The organism is Gemmatimonadaceae bacterium (genome assembly GCA_036273715.1).
In the GTDB taxonomy this organism is placed as follows: Bacteria; Gemmatimonadota; Gemmatimonadetes; order Gemmatimonadales; family Gemmatimonadaceae; genus JADGGM01.
The window spans coordinates 39,461-57,593 of the sequence record DASUHB010000074.1 but is presented as its reverse complement, the minus strand read 5'-3'; the positions used below and the strand labels follow the sequence as shown (position 1 = coordinate 57,593).

The window sequence follows — 18,133 nt, the reverse complement described above, 5'->3', positions numbered from 1 at the left end:
TTGAGCGTTTCCGCACGGTGATGGCTTCGGACCGGAGAACTTCATGACATCGACGCTGCCTGCGTCCACCCTGTCGCCCCGAGAGCACGCCGCGCAGCTGCGCGACACCGTCGTCGGTTGGCGGCGTCATCTGCACAGGCATCCCGAGCTCTCATATCACGAGGAGCAGACGGCGCAGTTCGTCTACGAGACGCTGCGCGCGATGGGTGGCTTCGAGTTGACGCGCCCGACCAGGACGAGCGTTGTCGCGCGGCTGCGCGGCGTGCACGACGGACCGGTGCTCGCCGTTCGCGCGGACATGGACGCCCTGCCGATTCTCGAGAAGAGCGAGGTCGAGTACGCCTCGCAGGCGCCCGGTGTGATGCACGCCTGCGGACACGACGGCCACACGGCCATGCTCCTCGGCGCCGCCACTGCGTTAGGCCAATTGCGCGAGCGGCTGCACGGCGAAGTCCGCTTTCTCTTCCAGCACGCCGAAGAGCTGTATCCGGGCGGCGCGGAAGAACTGGTCGCCGCGGGCGTCATGGCGGGCGTCGACATGGTGATTGGCTCCCATCTGTGGTTGCCGATGGAATTCGGCAAAGTGGGTGTGGCATCCGGTCCGCTCATGGCGTCGCCCGACGTGTTCGATCTCGTCATTCACGGACGCGGCGGACACGCGGCGGCGCCGCACGAAACCGTGGACGCGATCGCCGTGGCCGCGCAGGTGGTGACGAACCTGCAGCACATCGTCTCGCGCAACGTGGACCCGATCGAGCGCGCGGTCGTGTCGGTCACGCGCATCGCGGGGGGCACGACGTACAACGTGCTGCCCGGTTCGGTCGAGCTCGCGGGCACGATCCGTACGTTCGATGCGGGATTGCGCGATGAGATCCCGGTGCTGTTCGATCGCATCGTGCAGGGCGTGACGAGCGCGCACGGCGCGACGTACACGCTGAAATTCGATCGGGGCTACCGTCCGGTGGTCAACGAGGCCCGTGCGACGGCGTTCCTGCAGCGGGTGGTCGAGCGAACGTTAGGCGCAGCCGCGGTGGTCCAGGCCAGGCCGACCATGGGCGGCGAAGATTTCTCGGCGTACCTCCAGAAGACGCCCGGCTGCTTTTTCTTCATCGGCGCGCGCAACGAAGCGCGCGGCATCGTGCACCCGCACCACCACGAGCGCTTCGACATCGACGAGCGCGCGCTCGAATCCGGCGTCGCGATCTTCATCGGCGCGGCGCTCGACTATCTGAGCGGAGCGCGCGCCGCGTGAAGTGGTACCGATGGCTGGCCGTCGTGCCGGCCATCGGCATGTTGGGCGGCGTGCCGTTCGCCAACCGGGTCACGCCGTACGTGTTGGGCCTGCCGTTCCTGTTGTTCTGGGTCACCGCGTGGGTCGTGCTGACGTCGGTGATCATGTGGATCATCTACGTGCTCGACCGGGCACGTGAGCCACGCAGCGAGCGCGCGCAGCCGTGAATCCGGCGCTCCTGCTCATCGGGATCAGCTTTCTCGCGGCGCTTGCGTTAGGCATCCGGGCGCGGCGCGGCCACCCGATGACGCTCGAGCAGTGGAGTGTCGGCGGCCGCGGCTTCGGCACGGTGTTCGTCTTCGTGCTCATGGCCGGCGAGATCTACACCACCTTCACGTTCCTCGGCGGCAGCGGGTGGGCGTACGGGAAGGGCGCGCCCGCATTCTATATCCTGTGTTACGGCACGCTGGCCTATGGCATGTCGTACTTCCTGCTGCCGGTGATCTGGCGCTACGCCAACGCGCACGCGCTGGTCTCGCAGGCGGACTTTTTCGTGCAGAAGTACGAGAGCGAATCGTTAGGCGTAATCGTCTCGCTGGTGAGCGTCGCCGCGATGATCCCGTATCTGGTGCTCCAGCTCAAAGGCCTCGGCATCATCGTGTCCGAAGCCTCGGCCGGCGCGATCTCGGCCGGACAGGCGGTGTGGGCGGGAAGCGTCGTGCTGGTGATCTATGTCGTCGCATCGGGCGTGCGCGGCTCGGCGTGGACCGCCGTGCTCAAGGACATACTCATCCTGGCGGTCGCACTGGTGCTGGGCATCTATCTCCCCGCGCGGCTGCACGGCGGCTACGGGGCGATGTTCGCCGACATCAATCGCGCCCATCCCGGCTTCCTCACGTTGCCGCGAACCGGTATGAGTCCGGCGTGGTTCATTTCGACCGTCGTCCTGACGACGTTAGGCTTCTACATGTGGCCGCACACCTTCGGATCGTGCTATACGGCGCGCAACGAGAACGTGTTCCGGCGGAACGCGGTGGTGATGCCGCTCTATCAGCTCGTCCTGCTGTTCGTGTTCTTCACCGGCTTCGCCGCGCTGCTCGAGGTGCCGGGCCTCACGGGAACGTCGGTGGACCTCTCGCTGCTGCGCGTCACACGCCACGCGCTCGGCCCGTGGATGCTCGGCGTGGTGGGCGCGGCCGGTCTGCTGACGGCGCTCGTGCCGGGCTCGATGTTGCTCATGTCGGCGTGCACGATTCTGTCGAAAAACGTGTACGCGAAGCTGGCGTCTCCCGAGATCCCTGAGGCCGAGGTGACGCGGCTGGCACGCGCCCTGGTGCCGGCGGTGGCGCTCGTGTCGGTGCTGCTGACCTTGCGCGGCGGATCGACGCTGGTCAAGCTGCTGCTGGCAGCGTACAACGTGGTGACGCAGCTCTTCCCGGCGCTGATGTTGAGTCTGCCGAACCGGCCGATCGCCAGCCGTCAGGGCGCGATCGCGGGAATTCTGGCCGGCGAGGCGACGGTGGCCGCGCTGACGCTCACCGGAGCGACGATGGAATCGCTCTTTCCGTCGTGGCCGGCGGTGATCACCGATCTCAACGTCGGCATCATTGCGATGCTCGTCAACGTGGTGGTGCTGTTCGTGGTCAGTGGATTGACCGGTCGTCGCCCCACAGTTCCGCAAACAGCGCTTTGAGATCGAGCTCGAAGGGTTCGGTCGCCGGTGCCGGTTCCCAACAGAGCCGCTCCTCGACAATTTCCGGTCGCTCATCGTCCGGGCGCCAGCGCTCGACGAGCCGCGAATCGAGATCGACGATCCAATATTCGGGGACCCGGGCGCGCTGATATCGGCGACGTTTAAGCTGGCGATCGTATCGCGCCGTTGATGGCGAGAGCACCTCGATCACCAGGAGCACGGCGCTAATCTCTGCCCAGTCGCGCGGATGGTTGCCGCCGGCGGTGCGATAGACGAAGAGGTCGGGCTGCAGCAGCTCGTCTTCGCCTAACGACAGGTCGGACGGCGAGGTGAGAATCCGGCCCACGCCCGTGCGCTCGAGCCACGTGCGTATACTCCACAGGAGCTCGGCCACCGCCACTTGATGGATGGCACGAGGGGACGGCGTCACGACGAGCTCGCCGGAGATGAGCTCGTGGCGATTCCCATCCTCGGGCAGGGCCCGCACTTCTTCCGCGGTCCAGCGGTGCGCAGCGGCTGGCATACCCATAAGGCTCCGCTCGGCTGTAGAAAAAGACAAGTGCTCACGCGCGCACGGTGGCGCCGGCCCGCGTAAAGATCGTGATCGAATCCTTCCGGTCATCATCGCTACCTCGCACATTGCCGAGCCATGGCGGATTTCGGCGGCCTTTTCGATGTGACCGCGCATGGCGCGACGGCCGGCGTGTCGGGCGACGCGTCGGCCGCGCTGCGCGAGCTCGCGCGCACGATCCCGGCGTGGGGCGGTACGATGTACTTCCCGCCCGGTGAGTACGCGCTCGCCGCGGATCTCGAGATCCCGCGCAACGTCGCGGTGTGGCTGGTGAACGGCGCTCGGTTCGTCGCCCGTGCGGGCGCGAACCCGACGCTCCTCGTGCGCGGCGCGATCCAGGCCGGCCTGCACCAGATCTTCGGGGCCGGTCTAACGGTGCGCTTCGTGCCGCCGAACATCACCGGAACCAACACGCGCTCCGCGCTTCTCTCCGACGTGCTGCCGGAGTGGTGGGGCGCGCACGGCGACGGCGCCACCGACGACACCGTCGCGCTGCAATCGTGCATCGACGCCTGCTGCGGTTCGCCGTTCGAGCCGTTCACCGCGCTGCCGGCCTCCGGCGCCGTGCTGCCCACCACGAAAGGGCCGCCGCGCTGGGCCACGGCGCGCATTCGGTTAGGCGCGGGCGCCGTCTACCGGATCACGCAGCCCCTGCGCATCGTGAGCACCGAGGGCTTTGCGATCACCGGCGCGGGCATGGAGAACTCCGTGATCCGTGCGCACGGCAAGCCGGCCGCGCGCGCGAGCGGCGGCTCGGTCAACACCATCGCCCGCGCCGGCGCCGCATGGCGCACCGATGAGCTGCGCGACATGTGGGTGTGCATGACGGGCGGCACCGGTGTCGGCCAGAGCGCGAAGGTCGCGAGGAACACCTCCGACTTGATCACGTTCACGAAGGCGCTGCACGTGGCGCCGGATGCGACGACGATGTTCGTCGTGCTGCCCGAGGCCGTGCTCGACCTGGACGGCTGCTTCGAGGGGTCGTTCGACCGCTTCAGCGTCGAAGGTGCGTCCGAGGCCGGCGCCTACACCGGCATCTATTACCACCGCAATCCGGAGCTGACCGCGCGCGGATCGTCGTCCACCAACTTCGCGTTCGTCAAAGTTGGCGGCCTAACGTGGGAGGCCGCGTGGCAGATCGGCGGACTCGACGACCGCTACGACAATTTCCAGGAGGACATTACGGAATTCCTGAATTGTCGCGCGCGCGGCGCCGGCGGGCCGGCCTACGCCGGACCGTGGTATCGCAACGGTTGGGTCTTCGGCACCGGCACGTTCGCCAACAATCTCAATCACAACGTACACGGCATCGACGCCGTGCGCTATGGATACAACGTCTCGGTGCGCGCGACCAACGTCGCGATCTACGGCGGCACGCTGCAAACCGCGGGGCACGCGGACATCCAGATCGTGAACGGGCTGCAGGGCTACTTCACGGTGTCGGGGATCCGCTCAGAGGGGAGCCGGGCGTTCCTCGCGTATGCGTACAGCCCGTACAACGTATTCTGGTCGATCCGCGTGGCCGACATCGAGATCGATTCGCCGGCGCTCGTGCCTAACGCAGCTCAGCGCGAGGCCGGCGGCGACGTGATCACGACCGCGGCGCACTACACGGACCTGTCGGGGGTCCGCGTGCTCAACCCGCCGATGGTGGTCAAGCAGTCGACGACATCGGGGACGCGGACATCGATCACCAGAGCCGGCGCCGGCTGGGCGCCGCACCGGTTCACCGGCTGGACGTGGGTGGCCACCGACGGCACGGGGAAGGGCCAGACGGCCGACGTGAGCGACAACACCGCCGACATGATCACCTTTCGCGAGCCGTTAGGCACCCCACCCGACGCGACGACGCAATGGGACGTGTTCGTGCGCCCACTCATTCGCGTCACCAAAGATGGTGCGGTGCTGCGCGTGAGCGGAGTCGCGATGGCCGGCGGATCGATCGACAAGTCGCTGGTCGTGGCCCAGCACGCGTCGAACGTGCACGCGACGGTCGAGGGGTTTTGCGAGCTCGCGTATGCCGGCGCGACGGTCACGAGGATGTGGCCGGGGCCGATCGTGCTCGCGCCTCCCGGTGCCCCGGAGGGCGCAACGGTATCGTTAGGCGAATTCGGCGCGCGGCCGGCGGCATTCCTCGCCCGTGCGGCCGATGGCACCATGCAGGTCCCGGGCTCCGTGGTCCTGGGCGCCGGAGCAGGTGCGCGCCTCGGCTTCTTCGGAGCAGCGCCGGTGGCGCGGCCACGCGTGTCGGGCGGATCGACCGCGGACGCGCTCAGGAGCCTGATCGATGCGCTCGCGGCGCTGGGCTTGATCACCGACGGTACTCGTTAGGCCCCGCTTCGGGCGGCTGGTGGACTGCGTCTGAAATGGTGATCGCATCGGGACAATGCCTCCTGCACGAAAACACAGCGACTGTCGTTCAAGACGCGGCGGAAGTGAGCTCGCGCCAGCGCGGTGCGCGCCCGGCAGCGGAGCGGTCCGTGCCATGCCCGGAGGATCGTGCGTTGCCCGTGTCTTCATGGGCGTCACTACCAGAACCAGATGCTGCCCGGCACTCAGACGCGCTTTACTAGGCGCTCCAGAACGCGACGATCCCGCCGCCGATCACGATCAGCGCCCCGCCCACGCAGATCGGCAGCGTCGGCGCGGTGCGGAAGAACGCGAAATTGATGATCTGCCACACCACGAACAGCGTTGCGATGTAGAGCCCGACGACGCGGCGAAACTCGAGCGCGGTCAGATTCACGAAGCTGCCGTACCCGAAGAGGAACGCGGCGCCTAACGCGAACAATCCGAACCGGGCGACCGTGATGCCCGGACGATCATAGAGGGCGATACGCACGATCGCGTCGCCCGTCACTTCCAGCGTGGTTGCAACGAGCAAAACGACAATCGGGGGAATGGCGCGCAGTGTCGTGATCAGATCCATTGCTCGCACTCCGAAAACGGGAGTCACGGTGATGAGCATCGCGGCCGTGCCGTGGCGTTCGCGTGCTACCGGAAATTCAGGAGTTGAACGACGACAGGTAGTCCAATCCCAGGTCCAGCGCGGGCGGCGAGTGCGTCAGCCCGCCAACGGAAATCCGATCGACGCCCGTCTCCGCGATTGCCCGCACGCGCTCGAGCGTCACGCCGCCCGACGCCTCGAGCGGGACACGTCCCGCCACGCGCGCCGCGCACGCGCGCATCGCATCGAGCGACATGTTGTCGAGCAGGATGACGTCCGCACCGGCCGCGAGGGCGGCATCGACCTGCGCGACGTCGTCGCACTCGACTTCGATACAGATGCCGGGCCGCCCCGCCCCGCGCGCCCGGCGCACCGCGAGCGCGATGTCGCCGCCTAACGCAGCGAGGTGGTTGTCCTTGATCAAGACCCCGTCGGCCAGATCAGCGCGGTGGTTGACGCCGCCGCCGCACCGCACCGCGTACTTCTGGAGCGCCCGTAACGTCGGCGTCGTCTTCCGCGTGTCGTAAATGCGAGCCGCGGTCCCGCGCGCGGCCTCGACGTACCGCGCGGTCAGCGTCGCCACCCCGGACAACCGCTGCACGAAATTGAGCGCTACGCGCTCGGCGCTCAGCAGCGCGCGCCACGGGCCCGCGACTTCGGCCACCACGCTGCCGGCGCCGACGTGCTCGCCGTCGCCCGACACGACGTGCACGGTCACATCACGGCTCATGGTTTCGAACGCCGTGATCGCGAGCGGCAGCCCCGCGATCACGCCGGCCGACCGCGCGACGATCGCCGCACGCCCCTCCGCCTCGGCGGGCACCGTGGCGAGCGTCGTCACGTCCTCGAATGCCCGGTCCTCATCGAGCGCCGCCCGCACCAGTGCGCGCGTCGCGGCCGCCGACAACGGGAAGCCTAACGATAGACTCGTCCCGGCCAGATCGGAGGCCATCACTCCCCCACCATCGCCGCCGGCGCGCTCGCCGCGGGCGCGGCGCCGCCGATCGCCACCATCCGATCAATCGCCCCGCGCGCCCGATCCGCAATCTCCCGCGGCACCGTGATGCGGTACTCCATCGCCTCGAGCGAGTGCTTCACCTTCGGCAGCGTCGTGACCTTCATGTACTGACACGATGCGCGATCGTCGGCGGCAAGGAAGGTTCGATCGGGATACGCCCGCTCGAGGCGATGCAGGATGCCCACTTCCGTGGCCACGATGAACGTGTCCGCGCTCGATTGCGACGGCCGTCGAATCATTCCTTCGGTGGACAATATCTGCACCCCCGACGGATCGATGTCGCCCGCCGACATCGCTTCGAGCAGGCTCGTCGAGCAGCCGCACTCGGGGTGCACGAGAAACTCGGCCTCGGGATGCGCCGCGCGCTGCTCGGCCACGCGTGCGGGCGTGATGCCCGCGTGCACGTGGCACTCGCCCATCCATACGTGCATGTTGGCCCGCCCCGTGAGGCGCCTAACGTGCGCGCCGAGGAACATGTCGGGGAGGAACAGGATCTCGCGGTCGGCCGGCACCGATTGCACCACTTCCACGGCGTTGCCCGACGTGCAGCAGTAGTCGCTCTCGGCCTTGACCTCCGCCGTCGTGTTCACGTAGCTCACGACCACCGCGCCCGGGTGCTCGGCTTTCCACGCGCGCAGCTGCGTGGCATCGATGGTCGCCGACAACGAGCAGCCGGCGCCGAGGTCCGGGAGCAGTACGGTTTTCTGCGGCGCGAGAATCGCCGCCGTCTCGGCCATGAAGTGCACGCCGCAGAACACGATGACGTCGGCATCCGTCCGCGCCGCTTCGCGCGATAGGCCTAACGAGTCGCCGACCACGTCGGCCACGTCCTGCACTTCGGGCCGTTGATAATTGTGGGCGAGAACGATCGCGTTGCGATCGCGCGCCAGCGCGCGAATCTCGTCCTGTATGTCCGAATATCGATCAGTGGATGACATAAGGTCTCCGGATCACGTCGTCACGAGCGCACCGCTGCCCCGCCATAACACGTGCCGGTGCTGCCAGCTGGGACGCGGGTGCGGGAAATCGGTGCGGTAATGTCCGCCGCGCGACTCTTCGCGCAGCAGCGCCGCCAGCGCGATGAGGCGCGCCGTCTCGACCAGATTCGCCTCTTCGGTGGCGCCTTCGGGAAGCCGGCGCTCGATGTCCTCGAGCGTGGCGAGGCAAGTGCCCAACCCGTACGCGGAGCGCACGATGCCGGCGTATTTCCACATCGTATCGCGGACCATATTCGCCGCCACTTGGGCCGCGCCACGGTCGGTGAGCGGCGGTACGCGCCAGTCGCGAGCCGGCGGCGTTGCATCCAGCGGAGACACGGTCTCGAGATCGCGCGCCACGCGCTCGGCGAACACGAGTCCCTCGAGCAGGGAATTGGACGCGAGCCGATTCGCGCCGTGCACGCCGGTGCGCGCCACTTCGCCGCACGCGTAGAGGCAATGCAGGGTGGATCGTCCCGCGAGGTCGGTCACGATGCCGCCCATCGCGTAGTGCGCCGCCGGGGTGACGGGGATGGCCTCGACGCGCGGGTCCACGCCCCGCGCCATGCACAGCGCGAAAATGCCGGGGAAGCGCTGGGCGAACCCGGCGCCTAACGACGTCGCATCGAGCCGCACGGCGCCGGTGGCCTGCTGCTCGCGAAACACCTCGCGCGCCACCACGTCGCGCGGCGCGAGCTCGGCGTCGGGGTGGCGGCCCGGCATGAAGCGCTCGCCTAACGCATTGACCAGGGTCGCGCCTTCGCCGCGCACCGCTTCCGAGATGAGCGCCAGCGGCGTCTCGGGCGTGTCCAGCGCCGTCGGATGGAACTGGACGAATTCCATGTCCTCGAGCTCGGCCCCGGCGCGGTGCGCCAGCGCGAGCCCATCGCCGGTCGCGACAACGGGATTCGTCGTGTAGCGATAGACCTGACCGCATCCACCCGTCGCCAGCACGGTCGCGTCGGCGTGAATCTCGAGCGGCGCGCCCGCCTGGCTCGCGCGCACGCCGAAACAGACGCCGTCTTCGACGATCAGCTCGAGCGCCCGCGTCCGTTCGAGCACCGTCACCCGGCTCGTCGCCCGCACGCGCTCGACCAGCGCGCGCACCACTTCGGCGCCCGTCTGGTCGCCGTGCGCATGCACGATGCGCCGCTCCGAGTGCGCCGCTTCCTTGCCTAACAGAAACTCGCCGCGCGGGTCGAGGTCGAAATGCACGCCGGCCGAGCTCAGCTCTCTCACGCGCGCCGGCCCTTCGCGCACCAGCACGTCCACCGCCGCGCGGTCGCACATCGCGGCGCCGGCGGCGAGCGTGTCCTGTTGGTGCAGCTCCGGCGAATCACCGGCGCCAATGGCCGCGGCAATGCCGCCCTGGGCGTACGCCGTGGCGCTGTCGAAGAGCGACCGCTTCGTGAGCAGCACGACGTCCCCCGACAGCGACGCGCGCCATGCCGTGTGCAGTCCGGCAACCCCGCTGCCGATGACCAGGTAGCGGCACCGAAGTGCTCGCCGTTCTATTGAAGACCCAAGCATAATGTCGCCGAACGGACGGTGAACGTCCGGTCGGTACTATGCGAACGGGTTGATCGGGCGGAGCGTTCGGGCGCGTAGGTTCATCTGATCTCCCATTGGTGATGAGTGGAACCGAGCTGGGGGGCCGGTTGGGAAACGCCTTGGTTCCGCGGTGCGGAACCCTCCCAGCACCTACAAATATAGCAGCTTGACGGCCAAACGGCGCCACGCGCTGCTCTCCCTTCTATAGTTACGTCATGGCCCTGGACCTCCGAACCGCGACAGATCTCGACGAGCTCAACGCACGCGTGCGCGGCGAAAGTTCCTTCGCCGAGCGTATTCGCGCCGAGCTCGCCGGCGTGGTGATCGGGCAGCGCGCGATGCTCGACCGGCTGCTCGTTGGGCTGCTGGCCGATGGACACGTGTTGCTCGAGGGCGTGCCCGGCCTGGCAAAAACGCTGGCCGTGCGAGCGCTCGCCGCCTCCATCGACGCATCGTTCCGTCGCGTCCAATTCACGCCGGATCTGCTGCCCGCGGATCTCGTCGGCACGATGATCTATGACCAACGGAGCGGCGGGTTCACGGTCCAGCAAGGTCCCATCTTCGCCAACATTATACTCGCCGACGAGATCAATCGCGCGCCGGCCAAAGTGCAGAGCGCGCTGCTCGAGGCGATGCAGGAGAAGCAGGTGACGATCGGCGGCGTGACGTATCCGCTCGAGGAGCCGTTCCTCGTGCTCGCGACGCAGAATCCGATCGAGCAGGAAGGCACGTATCCGCTGCCCGAAGCGCAGGTCGACCGCTTCATGATGAAGCTGATCGTCACCTATCCGGCGAGGGACGAAGAGAGCGCTATGCTCGACCGGATGACCGGCGGCGCGCTGCCGGTGGTGCAACCGGTCGTCGATGCCGCACGCATTCTCGCGGCGCGCCGCATGGTGGACCAGATCTATCTCGACCCCCGCGCGCGAGAGTACGCGCTCGATCTGGTGCGGGCGACGCGCGATCCGGCCGCGGCCGGTCTGGCGTCGTTAGCACCGTTGGTCGCGTACGGCGCCAGTCCGCGCGCGGCGATTGCGTTGGTCCGCGCGGCGAAGGCGCATGCCTTTCTCGAGGGACGCGGCTACGTCGCGCCATCGGACCTCAAGACGCTCGCGCACGACGTGCTGCGCCACCGCGTCATTCTCACCTACGAGGCGGACGCCGAGAGCGTGACGGCCGATCAAGTCCTCGACCGCATCCTCGACGCGCTGCGCGTGCCGTGAGTCTGCCCGACGTCCTGCGACAGGTCCGCCAGCTCGAGATCCGGAGCCGGCGACTGGTGCAGGATGTATTGGCCGGCGAGTACTCGAGCGTGTTCAAGGGCCGGGGCGTCGAGTTTGCCGACGTGCGGCCCTACCTGCCCGGGGACGACGTCCGCACCATCGACTGGCGCGTCACCGCGCGCACGGGCGCGCCTTACGTTAGGCGATACACGGAAGAGCGGGAGCTCACCGTGCTCTTTCTCATCGACCACAGCGCCTCGGACGCGTTCGGCACGCGCCGCCGCACGAAAGCGGAGCTGGCCACGGAAGTCAGCGCGGTCCTCGCGCTGGCCGCCGTGCGCAACAACGACCGCGTGGGTGCGATCCTCTTCTCCGATCGCGTCGAGCAGTTCGTCGCGCCGGCCAAGGGCAAGCGGCACGTGCTGCGCGTGATTCGCGAGATGGTGTCGTTCGAGCCGCGCGGACGGGGGACGAACCTCGCGGCGGCATTCGAATTTGCCATGCGCATTCTCAAGCGGCGCGCTGTGATCTTCGTGTTTTCCGACTGGCTGGCGGGCGAGTACGACCGTGCGCTCGAGATGGTCGCACGGCGGCACGATACGATCGGCGTGCACCTGATCGATGAGCGCGACGTAGATCTGCCCGATGTGGGGCTCGTCGCGCTCCGGGATCCGGAGCGCGACGAGTGGCGGTGGGTCGACAGCGCCCGCGGCGACGTCCGCGCCGCGTTCGGCCGCGCTGCGGCCGCACGCGACGCGGCCGTCGCCCGCCGGCTGCGCTCCGCCGGCGCCGACCTGATCCGGCTGCGCACCGCCGACGGCTACATCGGTCCCTTGTTAGGCTTCTTCCGGCGGCGCGAACGCCGCATGCGGCACTGACCATGCGCCGGCAGCTCGCCTGCGCCTGCGCTGCGGCGCTGGTCCTGAGTGTCGCGCCCGCACGCCTCTCCGCACAGCGCCTCGAGGCCTCCGGCGGCGGCTCGGTCACCGTCGGCGATACGGTGACCATCGTCCTGCGCGCCACGCTTCCCGAGGGCGCGTCCATCGCCGGCGATCCGCATCCGCGAGACTCGCTGCCGAACAGCGTCCGCCTGCTCTCGATGGACACCATGCCGCGGGCCGCCGACGGCTCGCGCCGCTACCGCGCGCGCGTCGCATTCTTTCAAACGGGGAGTCTCACCACGCCCGCGTTCGCGCTGCCGTATCGCCGCGCGGGCGCCGAGGTCCCGGATTCCGTCGTCAGCGGCGCCGTGCTCGTCACGGTCGCCGCGACATTGCCCGACACGGCGATCGCCATGCGCGACATCCGGCCGATCGCATCGTTAGGCGGAGCCCAGGGTGCATCGTCGCACTGGTGGCTCGTCGTCATCGCCGTTCTCCTGGCTGCCGCCGGCGCCATCATCGCGCTCCGCGGCCGCCGGCGCGGTCACACCGCACCGCCCGTCGCGGTCGCCGAGCCTCCGTTAGGCGCGTACGAGGCGGCGCGGCGCCGGCTCGAAGCGCTCGGCGCCTCGGACCTCGCGGCGCGCGACGTGGGACGCTTCTACGATGAGGCCACGGACACCCTGCGCCGCTACCTCGAGGCCGCCCACGACACCCCCGCCGTACATCGCACGACGCCGGAGCTCCTCCGCGCGCTGCCCGCCGATCTCGCCGATAGTCGAGCCCACGCGGCCGCCGTGTTCGGCGAAGCCGATCTCGTCAAATTCGCGCGGCTCCGCCCCGATGCCGCCGCGGCGCGCGCGTTCCTCGACCAGGCGTCCGCGCTGCTCGATCACTGGCGCCTCAGCCTGACGCCGACCGTCGTCGCCGCCGATCCGGCAGCCCATGCGATTCGCTGAGCCCTGGGCCTTCGCCCTGCTCCCCATCATTCCGGCGTATCTGTGGTTCGCCTGGCCGCGCCGCCGCCGCGCCCCGCGTGCTGCGCTCGGCCTCCCCGCATTGCGGCTCCTCGAATCGGCGCCGCCCTCCCGGCGCGAGCGCGCCCTCTGGTGGCCCGTCGCCCTGCGCGCCCTCGGCCTGCTTGCGTTAGTCACCGCCCTCGCCCGCCCGCGCTCGCCCGGCGAGGTGCGCGACATTTCCACCAAAGGCCGCAACATCGTGATCGCGCTCGACATCTCGAGCTCGATGAAGGCGCTCGACTTCGCGCCCGATAACCGCATCACCGCCGCCAAGCACGTCCTCGCACGCTTCATCGACCAGCGCCGCGGCGACTTCATGGGCCTCGTCATCTTCGCCAGCCGGCCGTTCACCCAGGCGCCGCTCACCGATGATCGCGGCGTCCTCACCGAGCTGCTCGATCGCGTCGACATCGGCCTCCTGCCGGATGGCACCGCCATCGGCACCGCGCTCGCGATGTCCGAGAATCACCTCAAGGACCTGCCGCGCAACAGCGGCGTCATCGTGCTCCTCACCGACGGCGGCAACAACACCGGCGCGCCCGATCCACTCGTCGCCGCGCGAATTGCGCGCGCGATCGGTGTCCGCATCTACGTGATCGGCATGAGTGCCCGCCCGGGCTCGCGCCTTCCTTCCGATGCCTGGGTGCGCGGCATGGGCCAGCGCTACCAGCAGCGCGAGCTCGCGTACGGCGAAGAACCGGCCGTCCTGAGCGCGCGCGATGAACAACTGCTTCGTTCGGTCGCGGCCATCTCCGGCGGCGCCTACTACCGCGCCACCGATGAGCGCGCGCTCGACGACATCGTGGGCGAAATCGACCACGTGGAGAAATCCTCACTCGACGAACGCGAGGTGCTCACCTGGAACGAGCACGCGCGCTGGCTTCTGGTGCCGGCACTCGTGCTCCTGTCGCTCGAGCTGGCGTTGCGCACCACGTGGCTCCGGACGGTGCCCTGACGATGCGTCTGGATGCTCCGCTCTGGCTCGCCGCGCTCGCCGCGCTGCTGCCGTTAGGCGTGTACGCGTGCGTTCGGCGCAGCCGGCTGAATCGTGCCGATCGCGCCCGCTATGGCGAGGCCTCCCTCATCGCGCGTGCCTCGGCGCTGCCGCCGCGCCGCCGCCGCCTCGTCGCGGATGCGGTTGCCCTCGCCGCGTTGGTATGCATCGGCCTGGCCCTCGCGCGGCCGCAATGGGGCGAGTCGCGCGCCGCCGTCGAGCGCTCGTCGCGCGATGTGTTGTTCGTGCTCGACCTCTCGCGCTCCATGAACGCGGCGGATGCGTATCCATCGCGTCTCGCCCAGGCCAAGGCGGCGGCGCGCACGATCGCCGATTCGCTGCCGCACGACCGCGTGGGCCTCGAGGTGTTCGGCGGCAACGCGTTCCTGCAACTCCCGCTCACGACCGACCACGGCATCTTCTCGCGCTTCGTCGATGCCGTGAGCACGGAAGACATCCCCGACCCCGCCACCGACATCGAGGGCGCGCTCGATCTCGCCGCGACCGCCTTCGCGCGCGACGGCGGCGCCGGCTCCCACACGGTCGTCCTCCTAACGGATGGCGAAGCGACGCAGGGATCGATGCGCGACGGCGCGAGTGTCCTGGCGCGCTCGCACATCCATCTGTATGCTGTCGGCGTCGGCTCGTCCGCCGGCACGACGGTGCCCCAGAGCCCGACGGACGCGCGCCCGCATCGTGATTGGCGCGGCCAGGTTGTCGTCTCGCGACTCGCCGAATCGGATCTCGACGCGACGGCCGCGGTCGCCGGGGGGAAATATGTCCGCTGGTCGGGTCCACCCGCCGCCGCACCGGTGATCGCCGCGATTCGTCAGTTAGGCGCCGCTCGCACGGCGTCCCGGGAACGGGCCGGCCTCATCGACCGCTTCGAATGGCCGGCCGCCCTCGCGCTCGCCGCCCTCGTCCTCGAGTCGCTGCTGCTCGGCCTGCCCGTCGGCCGGTCGCGCCGCGGTTCGGCGACACGCGCTGCCGCGCGCGCAGCCGCCGCCGTGCTCGTTGCCGCCGGCCTGTCCGCTGCGTTAGGCGCGAAGCCGCGCGTGGATGGACGTCGGGCGGCGCGCGCCGTGTCGCTCTACAATGCCGGCCGCTATCGCGACGCGCTCGATGAGCTGCGCGCGCTCGTCCGCGACGCCCGGCAAGCCAATGACGCCGACGCGCAGGCGTTCTTGTCGTACGACATCGGCAACACGCTGTACCGGTTGGCCCAGTTCGACGAGGCCGTCACGAACTATCGCCTCGCCCTCGGCGGTCCCCCCGAGATCCGGCGTCAAGCGCTGTTCAACCTCGGCAACGCCTATATGCACGTGGCCGACGAGGAGCCCGACAAGCGTCCCATGCTCCACGCTGCCATCAACGCGTACACCGAGGCGCTGGTGCTCGACCCCGCCGACGTCGACGCCAAATGGAATCTCGAGCTTGCGCTGCGTCGGCTCGGCGACGAGGAAACGCGGTTCGGCGGCGGTCCGCACCGGAAGGCCGACTGGGGCGGCGGCAATCTCACCAAGTCCGGCTACGCCGGCGCGCCGCGAACGGGCGCCGGCGCAACGCAGGGCGGCGGATTCGGAAACCCGCAGGGCGGCCAGTCGGCTCCGCAGATCTCGGAATCGCAAGCACGGCAGATGCTGGATGCGCTGCAGCGCGCGATGGTGACCGGACAGGTGGGTGGGGGATCACGTGGCGCACAGGCGACATCCACCCGGGCTGATTGGTGATGTACTCGCGCAACGGCACTTCGCGAGACACGGTAAGCAATTGATGGCCAATAGGTTGGATGCTCCCAGACACGCGCCGATGCAGGCGCGTCCCTTGCACCGCAGGCCGCCGCGGCTTTGCTTCGGCCATTCGGGACAGCCGAAAGTATGATTCCCGAGGCCGCGACTGATTCGGAAGGCTCATGCGCGATGTCGCGCAGCGGCCGGTGTAGGCCGCAATCGCTTCGATGCCGAGGTTCCATCTCGTGGGTTTGCCAACCCAGTGGGTGATTCTGTGGCTGGTGGTCGGCGCCGTCGTGGGCGCGCTGGTCACCGCCCTGTTCGTTAGGCGGCAGCGGCGCGTCACGCGCCGCGAGCACGTCGTGCAGTTGCGCCGCCGCGAAGCCTCGATCGACCGGCTCAAGGCGACGATCAAGGAGCACGCCGAGCGCCTCCGCCATCAAGATGAGGAGCTGCGCGAGCTCGGTCTGGTGCGCCGCGAGCGCGTGACGTTGGGCGGCGATCTCGATCAGGCGCGCCGCACGATCGCCGAGCTCCAGCACGCTGTCGACTCGAGCCGCGCGGCCGCGCGCGAGACCGAGCTTCGCCTGAGCATGGCGCTCGAAACCGAGCGTCAGGAGGCGGCCTCCCGCCGCGCCGCCGCCGCAGCCGAGCTCACCGCCTCACAGGAAAGCGCCCTCGGCTTGCGCTCCGAGCTCGCAGCCGCGCGCGAGAGCGCCGTCCGAATCACATCGCGTTTGGAGGCCGACCTCGCGGCCACGCGCGCGCTCCTCGAGCGTACGGCGGAGGATCTGCATTCCGAGCGCGCCGCGTCGGCGGACGTGCGCGCGGACCTGGCGCGTCGCGTGACGCTCCTCGAGGAGGAGCGCATTCGCCTCGAGACGGAACTGTCGAAGGAGCGTCGCGAGGGCAACGAAAAGCAGCAGACGCTGCGATCGTACGTGAGCACGCTCCGGGAGCAGTACGCGTTGGCGTGCACGGAACGCGACGCCGCAAGCCGTGAAGCCGAGCTGCGCCGCAAGCAGGCCGACGACATCTCGCACGCACTCGACGAAGCGTACGCCGAGTTCGGCCGCCGCCTGGACGAAGAACATTCGGAAGCCGTGAACGTGCTCTCGAAGGTCTGGGACTACGTCCACAACTATCCGCGACTGCGCGACCGTCCCGTCTCGTTAGGCGGCGCGCCGTTGGCCGATGCGCCGCCCATGGACGAGCCGCCCGAAGAGCCGTACGATCTCGGCGGAGCGCCGTCCGCCAACCGACCGGAAGACGCCGCGCCTGCCCGCGAGTCCGAGACGCCCGCCGCCAAGCCCGCTACATCGGAGGTTGCTCCGGCGTCGCCGGCCGAGCAGCCGGCCACTGGTGAGCGCGAAGTGCCTACGGCGCGGCCGCGCGGCCTCGCCGATGCGCCGCGCACATCCGGTGGACGCGAATACGACATCGAGGAAGCGCTGTCCGACAGCACGCCGCACCCCGATCGTCAGCCCGGACTGCCGACGCACAGCACGCGCGTTCGCCGGCCCGTCTCAGCCATGCGTCGCGACGACGACATCCTCGTCATCTGCGACGACGGATCAGTTTGGTCCAAGCGGCCCACGGGCTGGGTGCAGGAATCCGCGGTTCCCGGCTCGGAAGTGGAGCGCGGGTCAGGCGCGACCTCTGGCACCGAAAACCCCGATCGCGAGCCCGAACGCGGCGACATTCGCTGATCGATGTTCGGCGCGCAGGCGACGCACCCGCGCTAGCTTTTGGCAGCCGGGAGTTCGCATGCCGCAACCGATGAGATTGCCAATTGAATGGTCGCTGCCGTCGCCGCCCAAGATGATCGTGCGCGCCGTGCGTCTGCGTTGCCCACGATGCGGCGGGAGCGGGATCTGGCGGTCCTGGTTCAAGACCAAGCACGCGTGCCCGACTTGCGATCTCGTCTTCGAGCGCGGCGAATCCGAGGACTACTGGCTCGGCGCCTACATGTTTAATCTCGTGGCGGCCGAGCTCGTATCCGTGGGGATCGCGGTGATCGTCATTATCGTGCTGTGGCCCAACGTGCCGTGGAACTTGGTATGGGGTCTGTCGGTGATTCTTGCGATTCTGATGCCCGTCCTGTTCCTGCCATTCGCGCGCAATCTCTGGCTCGCGTTCGACCTCATGTTCCGGCCGCCGCATCCCGATCATGCAGCACAGGACCGAGTGCCGCCGGGTAGTCACTAGGTTCGGCTGCGCGGACTCCCTGAAGACCCAGCCTTTCAGAATCTTGCATAGATTTGTAGTGTAGAACGGATGTCTACTGCTGCCGCGTGC

General features: G+C 68.9%; 16 protein-coding genes. 11 read left to right on the top strand and 5 right to left on the bottom strand.

All coding sequences use genetic code 11. The features are described 5' to 3' along the window. Window positions 1-43: 43 nt before the first annotated feature. From VFW04_18645 to VFW04_18635, 3 genes are read left to right on the top strand one after another with little or no spacing between them, the layout of a single operon-like run. Complete coding sequence (locus VFW04_18645) at window positions 44-1,252, top strand: amidohydrolase (GenBank protein HEX5181357.1); 1,209 nt, start codon at window positions 44-46, stop codon at window positions 1,250-1,252. Then, the gene (locus VFW04_18640) at window positions 1,249-1,458 is read left to right on the top strand and encodes a DUF3311 domain-containing protein (GenBank protein ID HEX5181356.1); all 210 of its coding nucleotides are present in this window, start codon (window positions 1,249-1,251) and stop codon (window positions 1,456-1,458) included. Before VFW04_18645 ends, VFW04_18640 begins: the two co-directional genes overlap by 4 nt. Next, window positions 1,455-2,924, top strand: a complete 1,470-nt coding sequence (locus VFW04_18635) for a sodium:solute symporter (protein ID HEX5181355.1) — start codon at window positions 1,455-1,457, stop codon at window positions 2,922-2,924. Before VFW04_18640 ends, VFW04_18635 begins: the two co-directional genes overlap by 4 nt. Here the strand turns inward: VFW04_18635 and VFW04_18630 are convergent. Further along, a complete protein-coding gene (locus VFW04_18630; protein ID HEX5181354.1) occupies window positions 2,875-3,447 on the bottom strand; it encodes a Uma2 family endonuclease in 573 nt (190 codons plus the stop codon). The genes VFW04_18635 and VFW04_18630 overlap by 50 nt on opposite strands. A gap of 126 nt (window positions 3,448-3,573) precedes the next feature. On the opposite strand from VFW04_18630, the gene VFW04_18625 reads away from it, so the two are divergent. Beyond that, entirely contained in the window at window positions 3,574-5,826 is a 2,253-nt protein-coding gene (locus VFW04_18625) for a hypothetical protein (GenBank protein ID HEX5181353.1), read from the top strand. 238 nt (window positions 5,827-6,064) lie between these two features. Here the strand turns inward: VFW04_18625 and VFW04_18620 are convergent, their stop codons facing one another. The 4 genes from VFW04_18620 to VFW04_18605 form a co-directional block, all read right to left on the bottom strand. Then, entirely contained in the window at window positions 6,065-6,424 is a 360-nt protein-coding gene (locus tag VFW04_18620) for a hypothetical protein (protein ID HEX5181352.1), read from the bottom strand. Window positions 6,425-6,500: 76 nt separating this feature from the next. After that, window positions 6,501-7,394 carry a carboxylating nicotinate-nucleotide diphosphorylase gene (gene nadC / locus VFW04_18615; GenBank protein ID HEX5181351.1) on the bottom strand — a complete coding sequence of 298 codons (894 nt, stop codon included), beginning with the start codon at window positions 7,392-7,394 and terminating at the stop codon, window positions 6,501-6,503. Continuing rightward, entirely contained in the window at window positions 7,394-8,398 is a 1,005-nt protein-coding gene (gene nadA, locus VFW04_18610) for a quinolinate synthase NadA (GenBank protein HEX5181350.1), read from the bottom strand. The genes nadC and nadA overlap by 1 nt, the downstream gene beginning before the upstream one ends. Window positions 8,399-8,410: 12 nt before the next feature. Further along, window positions 8,411-9,967 carry an L-aspartate oxidase gene (locus VFW04_18605; protein HEX5181349.1) on the bottom strand — a complete coding sequence of 519 codons (1,557 nt, stop codon included), beginning with the start codon at window positions 9,965-9,967 and terminating at the stop codon, window positions 8,411-8,413. Window positions 9,968-10,203: 236 nt separating this feature from the next. Here VFW04_18605 and VFW04_18600 point away from each other — a divergent pair, with 236 nt between their 5' ends. From VFW04_18600 to VFW04_18570, 7 genes are all read left to right on the top strand, one after another. Further along, a complete protein-coding gene (locus VFW04_18600; GenBank protein ID HEX5181348.1) occupies window positions 10,204-11,211 on the top strand; it encodes an AAA family ATPase in 1,008 nt (335 codons plus the stop codon). Further along, entirely contained in the window at window positions 11,208-12,089 is an 882-nt protein-coding gene (locus VFW04_18595; protein ID HEX5181347.1) for a DUF58 domain-containing protein, read from the top strand. Before VFW04_18600 ends, VFW04_18595 begins: the two co-directional genes overlap by 4 nt. Before the next feature lie 2 nt (window positions 12,090-12,091). Next, window positions 12,092-13,051 carry a hypothetical protein gene (locus tag VFW04_18590; protein HEX5181346.1) on the top strand — a complete coding sequence of 320 codons (960 nt, stop codon included), beginning with the start codon at window positions 12,092-12,094 and terminating at the stop codon, window positions 13,049-13,051. Then, complete coding sequence (locus VFW04_18585; GenBank protein HEX5181345.1) at window positions 13,038-14,066, top strand: VWA domain-containing protein; 1,029 nt, start codon at window positions 13,038-13,040, stop codon at window positions 14,064-14,066. The genes VFW04_18590 and VFW04_18585 overlap by 14 nt, the downstream gene beginning before the upstream one ends. 2 nt (window positions 14,067-14,068) lie before the next feature. After that, on the top strand, window positions 14,069-15,835 hold the full coding sequence (locus VFW04_18580; GenBank protein ID HEX5181344.1) for a VWA domain-containing protein: 1,767 nt from the start codon (window positions 14,069-14,071) through the stop codon (window positions 15,833-15,835). A 245-nt stretch (window positions 15,836-16,080) separates the two neighbouring features. After that, window positions 16,081-17,544: a hypothetical protein gene (locus VFW04_18575; GenBank protein HEX5181343.1), complete on the top strand. Its 1,464-nt coding sequence runs from the start codon at window positions 16,081-16,083 to the stop codon at window positions 17,542-17,544. A gap of 70 nt (window positions 17,545-17,614) precedes the next feature. Then, complete coding sequence (locus VFW04_18570; protein HEX5181342.1) at window positions 17,615-18,043, top strand: DUF983 domain-containing protein; 429 nt, start codon at window positions 17,615-17,617, stop codon at window positions 18,041-18,043. Window positions 18,044-18,133: the final 90 nt, after the last annotated feature.